Genomic DNA, 16,147 nt, shown 5'->3' with positions numbered 1-16,147 from the left:
GGAAAGTCGGTCGCGTTGGCGATGCCGCGCGGTCTTAGTCGATACGCCGTACCGCGGGCGGCTTCCAACTGCCGTCCAGGATGCCCTGCTTGCCCCAGTAGGCACGGATGTAGAGCGAAATCGGTTCTTTCGGCGACGGGAGCCAGTTGGCCTCCTTGTCCTTGCCGGGAGAAGCCGGCCCCACATAGATCGTCAGGGAGCCGTCCGGGTTGCGCTTTAGCGCCTTGTTCTTGGTGCCCAGCGAATAACGGTTCAGCTCGTTGGGGCTGAACAGGTGCCGCTTGTTGTAGAGCGTCAGCGACCAGAATCCATTGACCGGTGGCAACTGGCCAGCCGCGAACGTCACTTCGTAGCGCTGCCCGCCATCGAGCACGGCGCCCGCCGCATCGAAGTCTGTGTAGAAATACTGGGTCTCGACCGGACGATTGTCGAACATGTTCGACTTGGCCGTGCCCGTTCTATTGAAATAATCCAGCCCGGTCTGCGCGTTGTGGACCGAGCGGTTCCAGTTATTGCCCGCAGGGCGACCGTTGTGTTTCCACTGGAAGAACGGCGTAATTACCTGCTCTTCAGTCTCTTTGGCGACCTGAAGCAGCGCTTCCTTGATAGCGGGGTCACGGCTAGCGGCGGCCAGCACCGAGCGGAACTGCGCGTACATGGCTTCTTCGCCGGGCAGCGGCGGCACCTGGTCCAGCACCTGGCCGAGCTGATCGAAGAACTTCTCGGGAATGACCCAGCGCGTCTCGCCGTCGCTGGCATTGTCGGCCTGCGGATTCGGGATATCCGGCGCAGTCTTCCAGTCGATGGTCTTCATCTTGCCGTTGAAGTCCTTCAGCGGATAGAACACCACTTGATTGAGCTTGCGCTGGATGGTCTCGCGGTCCTGGCTGGAGTCGTCCATGAAGATCCGGGGAATCGCATTGGCCAGGGCCGTGGGGCTGCGGATGACGGCCTGCACGCCCGCCGGCTTCTGACCCTTCCAGTTGGGTCCGACCAATAGGTAAAAGCCGGGCTTGGATTTGTAGGGCTTGCCGAGTTCACCGAACTGGTTGGTGCGCTGGTCGTACAGGGCGTACACCCAGAACCGGTCGCCGAAATCCGGCACCTGTGCGATCACGGGCTCTTCGTCCAGCGAGAAGAAGCCCAGGCCGTACACCACGTCCTGATTGGGGCACGTGACAAAGGTCTCCTCGGGCACGATGTAATCGTGCAACATGCCGACCTGCCCGCGCGGCGCGGCGGGCAGAATGCCCCCCAGCAATCCGGGGTGCGGCGCCTTGGTGATGCGGTCATTGCGGTTCTGCATGTTCACCAGCGGCCAGCCCCAGACGTAAGCCATCCTGCCGACGGTTTTCGCGTATTCGGGATGCATGACGATGCCGTCCGCGGGGAGCGTCAGCGCGGCGTTCCCTGCCTTTTCCGCAGCGGCCGCGAGTCCGGGCGCCGCACCCACCAAAGGGCCAATCACACATAACCAGGTTGCTATCAGCCGCGTACGTTTCATCATGGATCCACACCTCTGACGTCATGTTCCGGGAGTGCAGGACGATCTTGTCCGACGGCCTATTCTCGCTAGTGACGCTTTCGAAGTCCATGCCGATTTTTGCATCCGCCGCTCAGCGATCCCGGCAGACCGTGCATGACGCAGCGCGATCGACTAGGGGGTTACCCGTAATGGATTTGTCGACTTTTTCTTGTAGGCTGAAAAGATTGCATATTCGCGCTATCGGTTCTGCCGTATGGATCTGACAGCCTGGCGTCGGGTCTCCATGGTTTCGAAAGGCGCACGCAAGAACGGTATTCACGTTGGACAACGAGATTGTTTCTTCCCTCGGAGTTGACCCATGATGCACGTCGTACGCGCGGTACCTTCTGCCACTCCCCTGCAAGCTCAACGGCGCCGCCTGGTCCCGGCCCTGACGGCGCTGACCCTGGCGCTGGCGATGTCAGTACCTGGCTGGGCGGCGAACACGCCCAAGCCAGCCGAACCCGCCACGAAAGACGCCAATGCGGCGCTACTCAAGGAACTGCCCTTCTCCGACAAGACTTCGTTCGACCTGGCGCACAAGGGTTTCATCGCCCCGCTGCCCGCGGGCATGATCAAGGGAGCCCAGGGCAACCTGGTGTGGGATCCGACCAAGTACGACTTCATCAAGGAAGGCGCGCCGGCGCCGGACACCGTCAATCCCAGCCTGTGGCGGCAGTCCCAGCTGCTGAACATTTCAGGGTTGTTTCAGGTCACCGACGGCATCTATCAGGTGCGCAACTACGACCTGTCCAACATGACCATCGTCGAGGGCAAGGAAGGCCTGACGATCATGGATCCGCTGATTTCCACCGAGACGGCCAAGGCCGCGCTGGATCTCTACTATCAGCACCGTCCCAAGAAGCCCGTGGTGGCGGTGATCTACACCCACAGCCACGTTGATCATTACGGCGGCGTGCGCGGGGTGGTGGACGAAGTAAACGTCAAGGCGGGCACGGTCAAAATCTACGCGCCGCTGGGCTTCCTGGAGCACGCCGTGGCGGAAAACGTCATGGCCGGCACGGCCATGAGCCGCCGCGCCAGCTACATGTACGGCAACCTGCTGCCGCCCAGCGCCACCGGCCAGGTTGGCGCGGGCCTGGGGACCACGACCTCGGCGGGCACGGTCACGCTTATCCCGCCCACCGACATCATCGAAAAGACCGGCGAAAAGCGCGTCATCGACGGCCTGACATACGAATTCCTGTACGCGCCGGGCAGCGAGGCTCCAGCCGAAATGCTGTATTACATCAAGGAAAAGAAGGCGCTGAACACCGCCGAGGACTCGACCCACACGCTGCACAACACCTATTCCCTGCGCGGCGCCAAGATCCGGGATCCGCTGGCGTGGTCAAAGTACCTGAACGAGGCGCTGGCGCTGTGGGGCGACGACGTCGAAGTGATGTACGCGATGCACCACTGGCCCGTGTGGGGCAAGAAAGAGGTCCAGGAACAGCTGAGCCTGCAGCGGGACATGTACCGCTACATCAACGACGAAACCTTGCGGCTGGCCAACATGGGCTACAACAAGGAAGAAATCGCCGAACAGGTCAAGCTGCCCGAGGCCATCGCCACCAAGTTCTCGAACCGCGGCTATTACGGGTCCTTGAACCACAACGTGCGGGCGACCTACGTGCTGTACCTGGGCTGGTTCAACGGCAACCCCGCCACGCTGCACACGCTGCCGATCCAGGAGGCGTCCAAGCGCTACGTGGACATGATGGGCGGCGTGCCCGCCATTCTTGAAAAGGCGCGCGAATACTACAAGAAGGGAGACTACCGCTGGGTGGCGGAAGTCGTGAATTACGCGGTCTTCGCGGACCCCAACAACCAGGAAGCCAAGAACCTGCAGGCCGACGCCCTGGAGCAGATGGGCTACCAGGCCGAAAGCGGACCGTGGCGCAACTTCTACCTGACCGGCGCCAAGGAACTGCGCGAAGGCGTGCAGAAACTGCCCGTCCCGGACACGGCCAGCCCCGACACCGTGCGGGCGATGACGCTGGATATGCTGTTCGACTACTTTGCGGTGCGGCTCAATCGTGAAAAGTCCGCGGGCAAGCACGTCGTGCTGAACCTGGATTTCACCGACACCAACCAGAAGTACACCCTGGAAATGGTCAACAGCGTGCTTAACCACACCGAGGGCAAGCCGGCCAAGCAACCCACGGCCAGCATGACGCTCAGCCGCGACACGCTTAACCGCATGATGCTCAAGGAAACGACGCTGAAAGACGCGCTTGCCAAGGGCGACGTGAAGGTCAGCGGTGATCAGGAGAAGATCACGGACATGTTCGCCGCGCTGGACAACTTCGAGTTCTGGTTCAACATCGTGACGCCGTAAACGGTTGGGGGCCGGCCTGACAGCCGGCCCCGCCGCTCATCTCAGAAGCTGACGGCCAGGCCAACGGAGAAGCCCCGCACGTTGTTTCCGAAAACATAGCGGCCCACGACCCGGGTCCGCGTAATGATCATGTCGTAGGCGCTGGAGTCCAGTTCTAGGCCCGCGCCGACCGACGTCAGCCGGTCGAACCCCAGGATGCCCTTCTGGTCGCCGATGAATTCGGAATGGGTCAGCTCCAGCACATAGCGCAACGGCCGGTCCAGCATGGTGATGCCGGTGGGAGCCCGGTACCGCGCCCAAAGGTTGGCGGACTGCGCGGTCGCGTTGCCCTGCACCGCCGCCGAACTGTCGAAGCTTTTGAGGCGGATGTCGGAATAGCGCAGCTCCACGTCCACCTCGTATCCCGGACGATAGTGCTCGTAGTCCAGCATGATGGACCCGCCAAGCCCATACGCGTTCAGCGATCCGCGGTCCAGGAAGTGGATATCGCGGCCCGTCACCTGGCCCACGTACCAGCTTGCGGCGCGCAGGTCGCTGGTGACGTTGCCCAGGGCGACGTTGAAGATGGGCCGCAGCTTCAGCTCGTCGGTAAGCTTGAAGTCCCAGCCGATGCCCCCCGTGGCGGACACGCTGTTCCACTTGGTGGGGATGGTCCGCCGTTCCGCGCCCTGCGTGGCGACGAACGTCGGGTCGTAGCGGCTGGCGGCCAGCACGCCTTCCAGATAGATAGGCACCGAATCCGATATCGTGTCGCCGCCGCCCAGCTGCGTCATGAAGAATTCGTTCGATCCGGAGGTGGACCCTCCGCCGCTGCCGATGTTGAGCGAACTGGTGGTGATGTCCGGGACGATGGACAGCGACATCAGCGCCAGCACGCCGTTGGCGCGCTTTTGCAGGTCGTCCTGCGTCAGGCGCAGTCCTTCCTGCGCCTGCACGGAGCCGGCGAACAGGCAGGCAATCAGGGCGCAGGCGGGACCTGAGGCCGGTCCGGCCACGCGGCCGCCCTTGCCTGCCCTGCCCGCTGCGTGGCTATTTCCCTGTTCCATCGGGGTTGACCATAGATTGCCGTTGGGCGATCAGCAACGTATCGCTCTGGTCGATGCGGATCGTGCCGATACGGGGGAACTCGAAATCGACAATGATGTACAGCGCGGCCGTCATGACCGCCGCGTAGACGGCCTGGTGCAGCAACGGCGAGCGCTTGGACACGGCAAGATTAAAGCCGATCAGCGCCGCGCCAATCAGCGCCAGCACACACAGGAATACGTACGCCATCGCCGGCGGGTGAATCTTCTGGGCGACGGTTTGGGTCGTCGATATGTCGAACATGTCGTTGACCGCGGCGACATAGGTCGCGGCAAAGGGCGGCGGGGTGTTGTGCGACGCCCGCATCGACGCCGTCCAGATTTGCTTCTGGATGGCGCCGGCCCGCGCGGCGATGGCGTCGCGCCCTGCCAGGTCGGCCACATGACCGTAATAATTGATGCGCTCGTCGACGTAGTTCCGAAACAGGTCGCGCAATGCCGGTTGGTCCGCTGCGTTGAGCAGGTCGATGCGCAGCCAGGCGGTGCCGATGTCGTTGACCTCCTGCACCAGGATGGTCCGGCGTTCGGCCATGCGTTGGGCCGCGCCCGAAAACGTGAAGGCCACCAGCAGACCCAGCAGCGCGAACACGGACGCTTCGATGGCGGCGGTTCCCGAACGGCTTGTCTCGTCCGCATTTTGTCCGAGCCGCTTGCCCAACTGCATGGCCAGCAACAGCAGCACGAAAAACACCAATGCCAGACCGGCAAGGAGAAGCGAATAGTTCAAGTTGATACCCCGCGCAAAACCAATGTTGACCAAGCACGAAAGAAAAACGGAACCCAAGCCCGAACGGGAAACGCTCTGGGCTGCCCATGATATCTCAAGGAAGACGCCATCTCGCGCCGGCGGCGCGCCTATGGCAAATGCGCGACACTCGCGGATTCTGGTTGCGTTTCGGTCCGCCGCGGCCCCTACAGCGCCGCTGCCCGCGAGGCCAGCTTGCGGTTGCCGGCGCTGGCGGGCTTCAAGGCCATTCGCTCGGCGGTCAGCGCCTTGGCCAGGGAGCGCGCGCCGTCCCGCAAGGCGGCTTCCACCAGGGTCAGCGCCAGCACGTCGCGCTGGGCGTGGCTGCCGCCGAAACGATGCGCGATGAGGCGCAGGTCGCGCAGCAAGTCCACGGTCAGCGCGTAGTCCTCGCGCACGAAGGCGGCCAGCGCGCGCGCGGCCGGCAGGCCGACGTCGCGGGTCATCATTGCATTGGTGCCGCCGCCCTCGGCTGCGGCTTCCATGGCCGCGATCAACTCCTGCGCGGCTGCACCGTCGCCCGCGCCCAGGTAGGCCATTAGCGCGTGCACGTCATTGAACGCGTAGTACCCCGTGCCGCCGCGTTCGCGCCAGACGTCGGCCAACTGGCGCCAGCGCGGCCCGACGTCCACGCCGCGCAGCAGCAGCCGCCAGAGCATGGCGGACGCGTCGATCAGGTCCAGGACCTGGCCGGTGGACGACTCGCGCAGCCGCTCGTCGTACAGCGCCAGCACCGGGTCGATCTCGTCGCGGTCCAGTCGGAACAGGGCCAGGTGCCACCAGTTGTGGATCGACAGCATGTTGTCGGCCGACCAGTCGTCGCGGCGTCCGTCGAGCCAGGCGATGCCCTCGTCCACCCTGCCCTGCATCTCAAGCACATGGGCGACGGCGTGCACCGCCCAGGGGTCGCGCGCATTGAACTCCAGCGCACGCCGGCCCTGCGCCTCGGCCTGGGCGTACAGGTTGGTCTCTTCCAGGCCGAAGGCGTGCATGCCGAGCACGTAGCCGTAGTCGGGCATGCTGCGGTCCCAGGCCGGAAGAATGCCGGCCACGCGGTCGCGCAGCATGCTCGAACGGCCCAGCAGGAAGTCGCCGATATGGCCGACCTGCAGGGCCAGCGTGTCATGGGGGTAGTCGATGAGGATGTCGGCGTAGCGACGCAAGGCGGTGGAGAATTCGCCGTTCAGCCAGGCGCGGGCGGCGGCCGTGTGGCGGCGCTCCCGGTCATTGGCGATGTCGTACAGGCCCTCGGCGGCCTCCACGCTGTCGCGCAACAGCGGTTCGACGCATTTGTCGCTGGCCGTGATCATCATGCCCGCCCGCAGCACATGGCCCATCACGAACACGGGATCGTCAGCCAGGGCTTGGTCGATGATGCCCAGCGGATCGCCGTAATAGCCGTGGAACAGGGACTGGGCCCGTTCATAGGCGGCCAGGGACGCCTGGTCATCGGTGGAAACGGGGTTGCCCCGCACATCGCTCAGCGCCATGGTGATCTCCCCGGGATGCCGATCCGCCCCGCGACGGGCTCTGACGATGTAAGCACGGATAGCAAGCCCCGGCAAAGCGCAGCCGCGCTAGTGCGATTGCACCAGCCGGCCGACGCCGCGCGGGGCTTTGCAGGCTTGCGGCCCGGCCGGGCGCGCAAGCCGTCCGGCATCCGTCCCTAGTTCAAGGCGCGCACGGCGTTCGCGATGCGTTCCATGGCGGTCTTGAGCTGCGTCAGCGACGTGGCATAGCTGATCCGGAAGTACGGCGCCAGCCCGAAGATGCTGCCTGGCACCACCGCTACATCGTGGTGGTCGAGCAGGTACGAGCAGAAGTCGGCGTCGGTTTCCAGGCGCTTGCCTTGCGGCGTGACCTTGCCCAGCACGCCCGCGCAGTTGGCGAAGGTGTAGAACGCGCCTTCTGGACGGCGGCAGCGGATGCCGTCGATGGCGTTCAGCGCGTCCACCACCAGGTCGCGGCGCTGCAGGAAAGATGCCTGCCGTTCGGCCAGCACGTCCTGCGGGCCGTTCAGCGCCTCGATGGCGGCGGCCTGGGTCACCGAGCACGGGTTGGAGGTGCTCTGGCTCTGCACCACGGCCATGGCCGCGATCAGCTCTCGGGGACCGCCCGCGTAGCCCAGGCGCCAGCCGGTCATCGCGTAGGCCTTGGACAGGCCGTTGACGGTCAGCGTGCGGTCCGCCAGGCGCGGCTCGACCTGCGCCATGGTCTTGAAGACAAAGCCGTCATAGACCAGGTGTTCGTAGATGTCGTCGGCCAGCACCCAGACGTGCGGATGACGCAGCAGAACTTCGCTGATGGCGCGCAGCCGCGCCTCGTCGTACGCCGCGCCCGAGGGGTTGGACGGCGAATTGAGCATCAGCCAGCGCGTGCGGGGCGTGATGGCCGCCTCAAGGTCGGCCGGATCCAGCAGGAAGCCGTTTTCCTCGCGGCCCGGCACCTGCACCGTCGTGCCGCCGGCGATGGTGATCATGTCGGCGTAGGACGTCCAGTACGGAGTGACGACGATGACTTCGTCGCCCTCGTCCAGCGTGGCCATCAGCGCGTTGTGGATCACCTGCTTGGCGCCCGCGCCGGCCGTGATCTGGTCCAGGCCGTAGGTCAGGCCATTCTCGCGCTGGAACTTGGCGGCGATGGCCTGTTTCAGCGCCAGGGTGCCGTCCAGCAGCGTGTACTTGGTCTCGCCGGCTTCGATGGCCCGCACCGCGGCGGCCTTGACGTTGTCCGGGGTGTCAAAGTCGGGTTCGCCCGCGCCCAGCACGATGACGTCGCGCCCTTCCCGCTTGAGCTGGGCCGCGCGCGCGCCGATGCGCAGGATTTCGGAGACTTCAATGGCGGCGATGCGCCGGGCCCGGCGCAGCGGTGCGGCGGGGGCAATTGCTTCTGTTTGGGACATTGCAGCTGTTCCTGGGGAAAAGCAGCGCTCAACGCGCCGCCGTGACCATGATCTCGACGAGAATGTCCGGGGCCGCCAGCTCCAGCGCGCCGCAGCAGCGCGCCGGCGCCTGGCCCGGGACGATCCAGGCATCATAGACCTCATTCATGCCGGCGAAGTGCGCCATGCTGCTAAGCCAGATCGTCACGTTCAGCAGGCGCGACTTGTCGGTGCCCGCGTCGGCCAGCAGCTGGTCGATCGCGGCCAGCACCTGGCGCGTCTGCCCGCCGATGTCCTGGCTGCGGTCGGCGGCGGTGTGGCCGGCCAGATAGACCGTGTCGCCGTGGATCACGGCGCGCGACCGCCGCGTGTTCTGGTCAAGCCGGGTAATGGTCTGGCTCATTGCTGTTCCCCCTGGCCCGACACGCGGCGGCAGTGGTTCAGCGCGGCCTGCACCAGGTTGTCGCTGGCTTCCGGCGTGCGGAAGGCGGAATGCGCCGACAGCGTCACATTGTCCAGCTCATACAGCGGATGCTGGGCGGGCATGGGCTCGACGTCGAACACGTCCAGGCCGGCATGGCCGATCTTGCCGCTGCGCAGCGCGGCGATCATCGCGGCCTCGTCGACCAGGGCGCCGCGCGCCGTGTTCACCAGGATGGCGCCGTCGCGCATGCGGGCGATGCGTTCGGCCGAAATCATGCCGCGCGTTTCGTCATTGAGCAGCAGGTGCAGCGACACGGCATGGCTCTGCGCCAGCAGTTCGTCCAGTTCGACGAAGGTCACGCCGGGGTGCGACTTGGGGCTGCGATTCCAGGCCAGCACCTTCATGCCGGCGCCTTGCGCCAGCCGCGCCATTTCGGCGGCGATGCCGCCAAAACCGACCAGGCCCAGCGTTTTGCCGGTCAGTTGCACCGCGTCGGTGCGCAGCCAGTTGCCGGCGCGCATGCCGCGGTCCATCTTGGCAAAGCCCTTGGCGCCGGCCCACAGCAGCGCGAAGGCGCATTCGGCCACGGCGGTGTCGCCGTAGCCCTTGATGATGTGCACCTCGATGCCCAGTTCGGCCAGTTCCTCGGGGTTCATGTACGAGCGCGCACCCGTGCCCAGGAACACCACGTGCTTGAGGGCCGCGCATTGGCGGGCGATGGCCGTGGGCAGGTGGGTATGGTCAACGATGATGATCTCGGCGTCGCCCAGCGCCGCCGGAATCTGCTCGGACGTGATGTCAGGCTGGCGATTCACGCGCAGCTCGGGGTCGGCGGTCAAGTGCAGCCGTTCGGCCACGGCGGCCAAGGTGGGGTTGGCATCAATGAAGACAGCTTTCATGCGGATTTCCTGTTCAGAGGGTCGCCGGGCGCGCTGGCGGCTTCGGCGTAATCGGCCAGCGCATTGCCCATGTAGATCTCGGCATAGCCGAGCCGGGTGAGTTCGATCAGGTGATCGAGGTGATGGTTGATGTGTTGGCGCATCAGCGCCTCCACGCGGATAAGGTCGCGCGCCATCAGGGCGCGCACGATGTCGGGATGGTCGTTGCGGGTATGCGAGCGCCTGGCGCGCAGATCCATCCAGCGCGCAAACCGCAGCCGCTCATTGAGCGAGCGCACCGAGCGCAGGAACTCGGGGTTGTCCGCCAGCGCCGCCAGGCGCTCGTGAAAGTCCTCGTCGCGCCACAGCAGCCCGATGGCCTGGGCATCGGTGTCGGGCTCGTCGCGGTTCTGCTCGGCGCGGGCAAGCAGGTCGGCCAGGGCCTCGTCGCTTGCCCGGGCACAGACCAGCCGAACCACGCCCAGTTCGACCGTGGCGCGGTACTCGTACAGCGACAGCAGCTGCTGGGCGTCCAGCGCGCGCATCGTGAAGCCGCGGGTGGGCGTGGCGATCAGGAACCCTTCCGCCGCCACCCGCGCCAGGGCCTCGCGCACCGGCGTGCGCGACACGCCAAGCTGGCGCGCCAGTTCGACCTCGTTAATGCGTTCGCCCGGGCGCAGGCGGAATGTGGTCGCCATTGCCTTGATGCGTTCGTAGATGGAGGCCGGCGAGCCCGGCGGCGTGTCAGTCATTGCGTGGGCGGTCCAGAACAGAAGGCGGCCTGCTTGTGGAAGCGTTCGAGAAATCCCTTGAGCCGCTCGTGATTCGGCCGCTGAAAGATGTCGGACGGCGGACCAATCTCGGCCATTTCGCCGCCCAGCATGAAGCCCACGCGGTCGGACACTTCGGCGGCGAACGCCATTTCATGCGTGACGAGAACCATGGTCATGCCGTCGGCCGCCAAGTCCTTCATCACGGCGAGCACTTCGGACACCAGTTCGGGGTCCAGCGCCGAGGTGACTTCGTCGAACAGCATGATGTCCGGACGCATGGCCAGCGCCCGGGCGATCGCCACCCGCTGCTTCTGGCCGCCCGACAGGCGGCTGGGGAACGCATCCACCTTGGACGCCAGACCCACCTTGTCCAGCAGCTGACGCGCCAGCGCCTCGGCCTCGTCGCGCGCCATGCCCTTGACCTGGATGGGCGCCTCGATGACGTTGGCCAGCACGGTCATGTGCGGGAACAGGTTGAAGTGCTGGAAGACCATGCCGACGTCGCGCCGCAAGTCCGCGGCCTGGGCGTCGCCAATGGGACGCTGGCGCGGGCCGAATGCGAACGCGTGGCCCGCCGCCTCCAGCTGGCCGGATTCGGGCATTTCAAGCAGGTTCATGCAGCGCAGGAAGGTGGATTTGCCGGATCCGCTGGCGCCGATCAGGGTCACGACCTCTCCGCGCGCCACGTCCAGCGACACGCCCTTGAGCACATGGTTGTCGCCGAACGACTTGTGGATGGCGGTGGCGCGCAGCATGGGCGCGCCGTCGGCGGGTATGGCGTTCATCGGTGGGCTCCCAGGCGTTTTTCCAGACGGGTGGCGCCCAGCGTAAGCGGGAACAACACCACGAAATACAGCACGGCCACGACGGTGTAGACCTCCAGCGGCCGGTAGATGGCGGCCGTGATGACCGAACCCTGGTACAGCAGGTCGCCCACCGCGACGGTCGACACCAGCGAGGTGTTCTTGAGCTGCAGCACGGTCTGGTTGATGAGCGAAGGAATCATCACGCGGACGGCCTGCGGCAGGACGAGACGGCGGAAAATGCGTCCGCGCCGCATGCCCAGCGCCCGCCCTGCTTCCCACTGGCCGCGGTCGACGGCTTCGATCCCGCCGCGGAAGATCTCGGCGTAGAACGCGCCGCCGTAGAGCGTCAGCGTCAGGAAGCAGGCCATGCCGGGCGACATTTCCATCTGCACCAGCACCGGCAGCGCGTAATACATCCAGACCAGCTGCACCAGCAAGGGCGTGCAGCGGAAGATCTCGATGTAGGCGATGATCGGGATGGCGACCCAGCGCGGCCCGTTGGTGCGCAGCACCCCTGCCACCAGCCCGATGGCCAGGCCGGCCAGGGCCGTGGCGACGGTGTAGAGCACCGTAATCCACAGCCCTTTGCCGATCAGGCCTGCGTAGGGCGCAAGCGCCCCGAAGTCCCAGGAATATTCCATGCCCTGCCCGCCTCAGAATTGCACTTCGGGCGGGATGTCGGCCTGTTGCACTCCGAGTTCGGCCAGGCCCTCGATGAACCATTCGCGGGTCGTGCCCATGGAGCGGTTGTAGTCGGCCCACACGCTCAGGAAGTCGCGCCAGCGCTTGTCGCTTTCCAGGCGCACGGCGATGTTGGTCGGCATCGTCAGCACCGGGCGCGGAATCGCGATCTCGCCCAGGCTGGGATTCTTCTTGAGCATGGGCAGCGCCAGGATGGCCAGCACGATGTTGACGTCGGCCCGGCCGGTAGAGACCGCCATGACGGCTTCGTCGCGGGTCTTGAACGCCAGGATGTTGGCCTTGGGCGCATAGCGCCGCGCGATCAGCTCGTGGGACGAACCCATGTCGACCGCGATGCGCACCTCGGGTTTGTTCAGATCGTCCCAGGTGGCCGGCTTGGCATAGCCCTTGCGCGTCACGGCGGTGAACGAGTGCACCAGGATCGGCGTGGCGAAGTCCACCATCAGCGCGCGTTCCGGCGTCGGGTTGACGGCGAAGGCCAGGTCGATCTTGTTCGATTGCAGGTCCAGCACCTGGTTGCCCCAGGTGGTTTCCACGACCTGCACTTTGGCATTGAGCTTGGAAGCGATGTCGGCGGCCATTTTCAGGCAGGCGCCCGTCCAGGTGCCGTCCGTCAGGTTCTTAGTGAAGTAAGGCGCCTGCCCCACCACCACGCCCATGCGCAGCACGCCGCTGGAACGGACGCGGTCAAGGGTGGATCCGTTGGCCGGGGCGGCGGGCGCGGCCTGCGCCTGCGCGGCTTGCGGCAGGACGGTGGCGCCGGCGGCGGCAACGGCGCCCAGCATGGCGGTACGGCTCAACAACTCTCTGCGTTTCATTACGTGTAACCCCTTGAATAGTCACGGTATATGCCGCCCGCCAGGGCATCTGGCGGGGGTGTCGCGGCGCCTTAGTTGTTGCTGTATTGGCGTCTGTATACAGATCATGATGCTTGTTGTGCATGCAGTCAAGTGTTATGCTTTTTTCACCCGGTTCCGCCACGGGACTCCTACCGATTCTTCGCGGACGCGGGTTGCGTCCGCCCTACTTCGAGACGCATATCCATGACTACCGCCCCCTCCTCCTGGCCTGAACGCACCGGCGGCCAGGCGCTCATCGACCAACTGCGCGTCCAGGGCGTGGAGCGCCTGACCTGCGTGCCCGGCGAAAGCTATCTGGCCGCGCTCGATGCGCTGTACGACACGGGCGTCGAGGTCATTTCCTGCCGCAACGAGGGCGGCGCGGCCATCATGGCCGAGGCCTACGGCAAGCTCACCGGCCGTCCCGGCGTGTGCTTCGTCACGCGCGGCCCCGGCGCCACCAACGCCAGCCATGGCGTGCACATCGCCATGCAGGACTCAACCCCGATGATTCTCTTCATCGGCCAGGTTGACCGCGCCATGCGCGAGCGCGAGGCCTTCCAGGAAATCGACTACCGCGCCATGTTCGGCGGCATGGCCAAGTGGGTGGTAGAGATCGACAGCGCCGCCCGCGTGCCGGAACTGGTGGCGCGCGCCTTCCGTGTCGCCATGCAGGGCCGGCCGGGCCCCGTGGTCATCGCCCTGCCCGAAGACATGCTGGTCGAGACCTGCCAGGTGCCTGACGCTCCCCGCGTCGAACCCGCCGTCGCCTGGCCCGCCCCCGCCGACATGGACCGGCTGGCCGCGCTGCTGGCGGACGCGAAACGGCCCCTGGCCATCCTCGCCGGGTCGGGCTGGGACGAAGCGGCCTGCGCGGCATTCGCCCGCTTTGCCGAACGCGCCCAGCTTCCGGTCGCCACGTCGTTCCGGCGCGCTTCGCTGTTCGACGCCGACCACCCCAACTACGCGGGCGACCTGGGCATCGGCCCGGATGCCAAGCTCAAGGCCCGCGTCGAACAGGCCGACCTGATCCTGCTGGTGGGCGGACGCCTGTCCGAAATGCCGTCGTCCTCCTACACCCTGCTGGACGTTCCCGTGCCGCGCCAGCGGCTGGTTCACGTGCATCCCGGCGCCGAAGAGCTGGGCCGGGTGTATCAGCCCGAACTTGCCATCCAGGCCAGCCCCAAGTCCTTCGCCGCTGCGCTGCAGGCCATTGAAGTGCCCGCAAGCCCCGCCTGGGAAGGCGCGGCCGCCGCGGCGCACGCCGAATACCGCGCCTGGACGGACGTGCCGCGCACGCTGCCGGGCGACTTCCAGTACGGCCAGGCCCTGGCCTGGCTGCGCGACCGCCTGCCGGCCGACGCGGTCATCTGCAACGGCGCGGGCAACTACGCCGGCTGGCTGCACCGCCACCACCGCTTCCATCGCTATGGCACCCAGCTCGCGCCCACCAGCGGCTCCATGGGCTATGGCGTGCCGGCGGCCGTCATGGCCAAGCGCCAGCTACCCGACCGCGTGGTGGTGGCTTTCGCGGGCGACGGCTGCTTCCTGATGAACGGCCAGGAATTCGCCACCGCCGTGCAGTACGACGCCCCCATCATCGTCGTCGTGCTGGACAACGGGCAGTACGGCACCATCCGCATGCACCAGGAGCGCGACTATCCCGGCCGCCAGGTCGCCACCCGCCTCGCCAACCCGGATTTCGCCGCGATGGCCGTGGCGTTCGGCGGCCATGGCGAACGCGTGGAAACGACGGAACAGTTCACCGCCGCCTTCGAGCGCGCCCTGGCCAGCGGCAAGCCCGCCATCCTGCATTGCCGCCTGGATCCCCGCGCGCAATCCCATGCGCGGGACTACACCGGCCCGCAGCAATGAGCCGCCATGTGGTGGTGATCGGCGCGGGCGCCGTGGGCGCGGCCGTGGCGATGCGCGCCCTGCAGGCGGGCCTGCGCGTGACCCTGGTCGATCCTTCCGAACCCGGCGGCACACAGGCCGCCAGCTACGGCAATGCCGGATGGCTGTCGTCGCACTCCATCCTGCCGCCGGCCGAGCCCGGCGTCTGGAAGCGCCTGCCCAAGTGGCTCTCTGACCCGCTCGGACCGCTGGCGGTGCGCTGGGGCTACCTGCCGCGCGCCCTGCCCTGGCTGTGGCGCTATCTGCGCGCGGCCTGGACCTGGCCGCAAGTCGAGCGCACCGCGCATGCCCTGCGCACGCTGCTGCGGGACGCGCCGGCGCTGCATGACGAGCAGGCCGCCTGGGCCGGCGTCGGGCACCTGATCGAGCGGCGCGGGCTGCTGCATGCCTATCTGAGCGAAGCGCAATTCCGCGCCGATGCCCGCGCCTGGGAAATCCGGCGCGCCGAGGGCATCGTCTGGGAAGAACTGGACGCGCAGGCGCTGCGCGAGCGCGAGCCGGACCTGGACCCGCGCTACACCTTCGGGGTTTGGGTGCCCGAAACCGGCAGCTGCCGCGACCCCGGCGGCTACGTGGCCGCGCTGGTGCGGCAGGCCTGCGCGCAAGGCGCCGAACTGCGCGTCACGCGCGCCACGGGTTTTCGCATCGAGGGCGGCCGCCTGCTGGCGGTGCGCACCGACGCAGGCGATATCGCCTGCGACCGCGCGGTCATCGCCACTGGCGTGCATGGCCGCGCGCTGGCCGAACTTGCCGGCGACCACGTGCCGCTGGCCGCCGAACGCGGCTACCACGCCGTCATCCGCGATGCGAAGGTCGGCGTGCGCACGCCCACGCAATTTGCCGACGCCAAGATGGTGGTCAACTGGACGGACCACGGCCTGCGCGCCGCCGGGCAGGTCGAAATCGCCGCGCCCCTGGCGCCCGCCAACTGGGAGCGCGCCCGCATCCTGCGCCGTCAGCTGGTTTCGATCTTTCCCGCGCTGCCCAAGGACGAACCGCAGGGCACGGACGATTTCTGGCTGGGCTCCCGTCCCAGCATGCCGGACGGCCTGCCGTGCATCGGCGCGGCCTCGGCCAGCGCGGACATCATCCACGCCTACGGCCACGGACACGTGGGCCTGGTCGGTTCGGCCCGCACCGGGCAACTGGTGGCGCAACTGCTGACCGGCTCCGCCCCCGCCATCGACCTGGGCCCCTTTTCCCCCCAACGCTTCGCCTGACTCGAAGGAACCTT

General features: G+C 66.6%; 14 protein-coding genes. 3 read left to right on the top strand and 11 right to left on the bottom strand.

The window, feature by feature from the left end; genetic code table 11:
* Positions 1–34: 34 nt before the first annotated feature.
* Entirely contained in the window at positions 35–1,507 is a 1,473-nt protein-coding gene (locus tag KYC_RS14480) for a DUF1254 domain-containing protein (protein WP_202946587.1), read from the bottom strand.
* Between the two features lie 337 nt (positions 1,508–1,844).
* On the opposite strand from KYC_RS14480, the gene KYC_RS14475 reads away from it, so the two are divergent.
* The gene (locus KYC_RS14475; RefSeq protein WP_008163479.1) at positions 1,845–3,866 is read left to right on the top strand and encodes an alkyl/aryl-sulfatase; all 2,022 of its coding nucleotides are present in this window, start codon (positions 1,845–1,847) and stop codon (positions 3,864–3,866) included.
* Between the two features lie 41 nt (positions 3,867–3,907).
* Here the strand turns inward: KYC_RS14475 and KYC_RS14470 are convergent, their stop codons facing one another.
* The 10 genes from KYC_RS14470 to KYC_RS14425 form a co-directional block, all read right to left on the bottom strand.
* A complete protein-coding gene (locus tag KYC_RS14470; RefSeq protein WP_238531928.1) occupies positions 3,908–4,912 on the bottom strand; it encodes a hypothetical protein in 1,005 nt (334 codons plus the stop codon).
* The gene (locus tag KYC_RS14465) at positions 4,896–5,678 is read right to left on the bottom strand and encodes a bestrophin-like domain (protein ID WP_008163476.1); all 783 of its coding nucleotides are present in this window, start codon (positions 5,676–5,678) and stop codon (positions 4,896–4,898) included. The genes KYC_RS14470 and KYC_RS14465 overlap by 17 nt, the downstream gene beginning before the upstream one ends.
* Before the next feature lie 185 nt (positions 5,679–5,863).
* Positions 5,864–7,186, bottom strand: coding sequence for a tetratricopeptide repeat protein (locus KYC_RS14460; protein WP_008163473.1), 1,323 nt, complete (start codon positions 7,184–7,186; stop codon positions 5,864–5,866).
* A gap of 176 nt (positions 7,187–7,362) precedes the next feature.
* Entirely contained in the window at positions 7,363–8,598 is a 1,236-nt protein-coding gene (locus KYC_RS14455; protein ID WP_008163471.1) for a pyridoxal phosphate-dependent aminotransferase, read from the bottom strand.
* A gap of 28 nt (positions 8,599–8,626) precedes the next feature.
* Positions 8,627–8,980, bottom strand: a complete 354-nt coding sequence (locus tag KYC_RS14450) for a RidA family protein (protein ID WP_008163469.1) — start codon at positions 8,978–8,980, stop codon at positions 8,627–8,629.
* Positions 8,977–9,900 carry an NAD(P)-dependent oxidoreductase gene (locus tag KYC_RS14445; RefSeq protein ID WP_008163467.1) on the bottom strand — a complete coding sequence of 308 codons (924 nt, stop codon included), beginning with the start codon at positions 9,898–9,900 and terminating at the stop codon, positions 8,977–8,979. Before KYC_RS14445 ends, KYC_RS14450 begins: the two co-directional genes overlap by 4 nt.
* Entirely contained in the window at positions 9,897–10,631 is a 735-nt protein-coding gene (locus KYC_RS14440) for a GntR family transcriptional regulator (protein WP_008163465.1), read from the bottom strand. The genes KYC_RS14445 and KYC_RS14440 overlap by 4 nt, the downstream gene beginning before the upstream one ends.
* Positions 10,628–11,437: an amino acid ABC transporter ATP-binding protein gene (locus KYC_RS14435; protein ID WP_008163463.1), complete on the bottom strand. Its 810-nt coding sequence runs from the start codon at positions 11,435–11,437 to the stop codon at positions 10,628–10,630. The genes KYC_RS14440 and KYC_RS14435 overlap by 4 nt, the downstream gene beginning before the upstream one ends.
* The gene (locus KYC_RS14430) at positions 11,434–12,099 is read right to left on the bottom strand and encodes an amino acid ABC transporter permease (protein ID WP_008163461.1); all 666 of its coding nucleotides are present in this window, start codon (positions 12,097–12,099) and stop codon (positions 11,434–11,436) included. Before KYC_RS14430 ends, KYC_RS14435 begins: the two co-directional genes overlap by 4 nt.
* 12 nt (positions 12,100–12,111) lie before the next feature.
* Positions 12,112–12,978 (bottom strand): transporter substrate-binding domain-containing protein, encoded by an 867-nt coding sequence (locus KYC_RS14425; protein WP_043518457.1) that lies wholly within the window; start codon positions 12,976–12,978, stop codon positions 12,112–12,114.
* A 225-nt stretch (positions 12,979–13,203) separates the two neighbouring features.
* Here KYC_RS14425 and KYC_RS14420 point away from each other — a divergent pair, with 225 nt between their 5' ends.
* A complete protein-coding gene (locus KYC_RS14420) occupies positions 13,204–14,874 on the top strand; it encodes a thiamine pyrophosphate-binding protein (RefSeq protein ID WP_008163456.1) in 1,671 nt (556 codons plus the stop codon).
* Entirely contained in the window at positions 14,871–16,133 is a 1,263-nt protein-coding gene (locus KYC_RS14415) for an NAD(P)/FAD-dependent oxidoreductase (RefSeq protein ID WP_008163454.1), read from the top strand. The genes KYC_RS14420 and KYC_RS14415 overlap by 4 nt, the downstream gene beginning before the upstream one ends.
* Positions 16,134–16,147: the final 14 nt, after the last annotated feature.

Source organism: Achromobacter arsenitoxydans SY8 (assembly GCF_000236785.1).
GTDB lineage: Bacteria > Pseudomonadota > Gammaproteobacteria > Burkholderiales > Burkholderiaceae_B > Achromobacter > Achromobacter arsenitoxydans.
This window is presented reverse-complemented; position numbering and strand designations above follow the sequence as displayed.

Coding starts and splice junctions, on each gene's coding strand:
- KYC_RS14480 (WP_202946587.1), bottom strand. CDS start 1,507: ATGATGAAACGTACGCGGCTGATAGCAACCTGGTTATGTGTGATTGGC.
- KYC_RS14475 (WP_008163479.1), top strand. CDS start 1,845: ATGATGCACGTCGTACGCGCGGTACCTTCTGCCACTCCCCTGCAAGCT.
- KYC_RS14470 (WP_238531928.1), bottom strand. CDS start 4,912: ATGGAACAGGGAAATAGCCACGCAGCGGGCAGGGCAGGCAAGGGCGGC.
- KYC_RS14460 (WP_008163473.1), bottom strand. CDS start 7,186: ATGGCGCTGAGCGATGTGCGGGGCAACCCCGTTTCCACCGATGACCAG.
- KYC_RS14455 (WP_008163471.1), bottom strand. CDS start 8,598: ATGTCCCAAACAGAAGCAATTGCCCCCGCCGCACCGCTGCGCCGGGCC.
- KYC_RS14450 (WP_008163469.1), bottom strand. CDS start 8,980: ATGAGCCAGACCATTACCCGGCTTGACCAGAACACGCGGCGGTCGCGC.
- KYC_RS14445 (WP_008163467.1), bottom strand. CDS start 9,900: ATGAAAGCTGTCTTCATTGATGCCAACCCCACCTTGGCCGCCGTGGCC.
- KYC_RS14440 (WP_008163465.1), bottom strand. CDS start 10,631: ATGACTGACACGCCGCCGGGCTCGCCGGCCTCCATCTACGAACGCATC.
- KYC_RS14435 (WP_008163463.1), bottom strand. CDS start 11,437: ATGAACGCCATACCCGCCGACGGCGCGCCCATGCTGCGCGCCACCGCC.
- KYC_RS14430 (WP_008163461.1), bottom strand. CDS start 12,099: ATGGAATATTCCTGGGACTTCGGGGCGCTTGCGCCCTACGCAGGCCTG.
- KYC_RS14425 (WP_043518457.1), bottom strand. CDS start 12,978: ATGAAACGCAGAGAGTTGTTGAGCCGTACCGCCATGCTGGGCGCCGTT.
- KYC_RS14420 (WP_008163456.1), top strand. CDS start 13,204: ATGACTACCGCCCCCTCCTCCTGGCCTGAACGCACCGGCGGCCAGGCG.
- KYC_RS14415 (WP_008163454.1), top strand. CDS start 14,871: ATGAGCCGCCATGTGGTGGTGATCGGCGCGGGCGCCGTGGGCGCGGCC.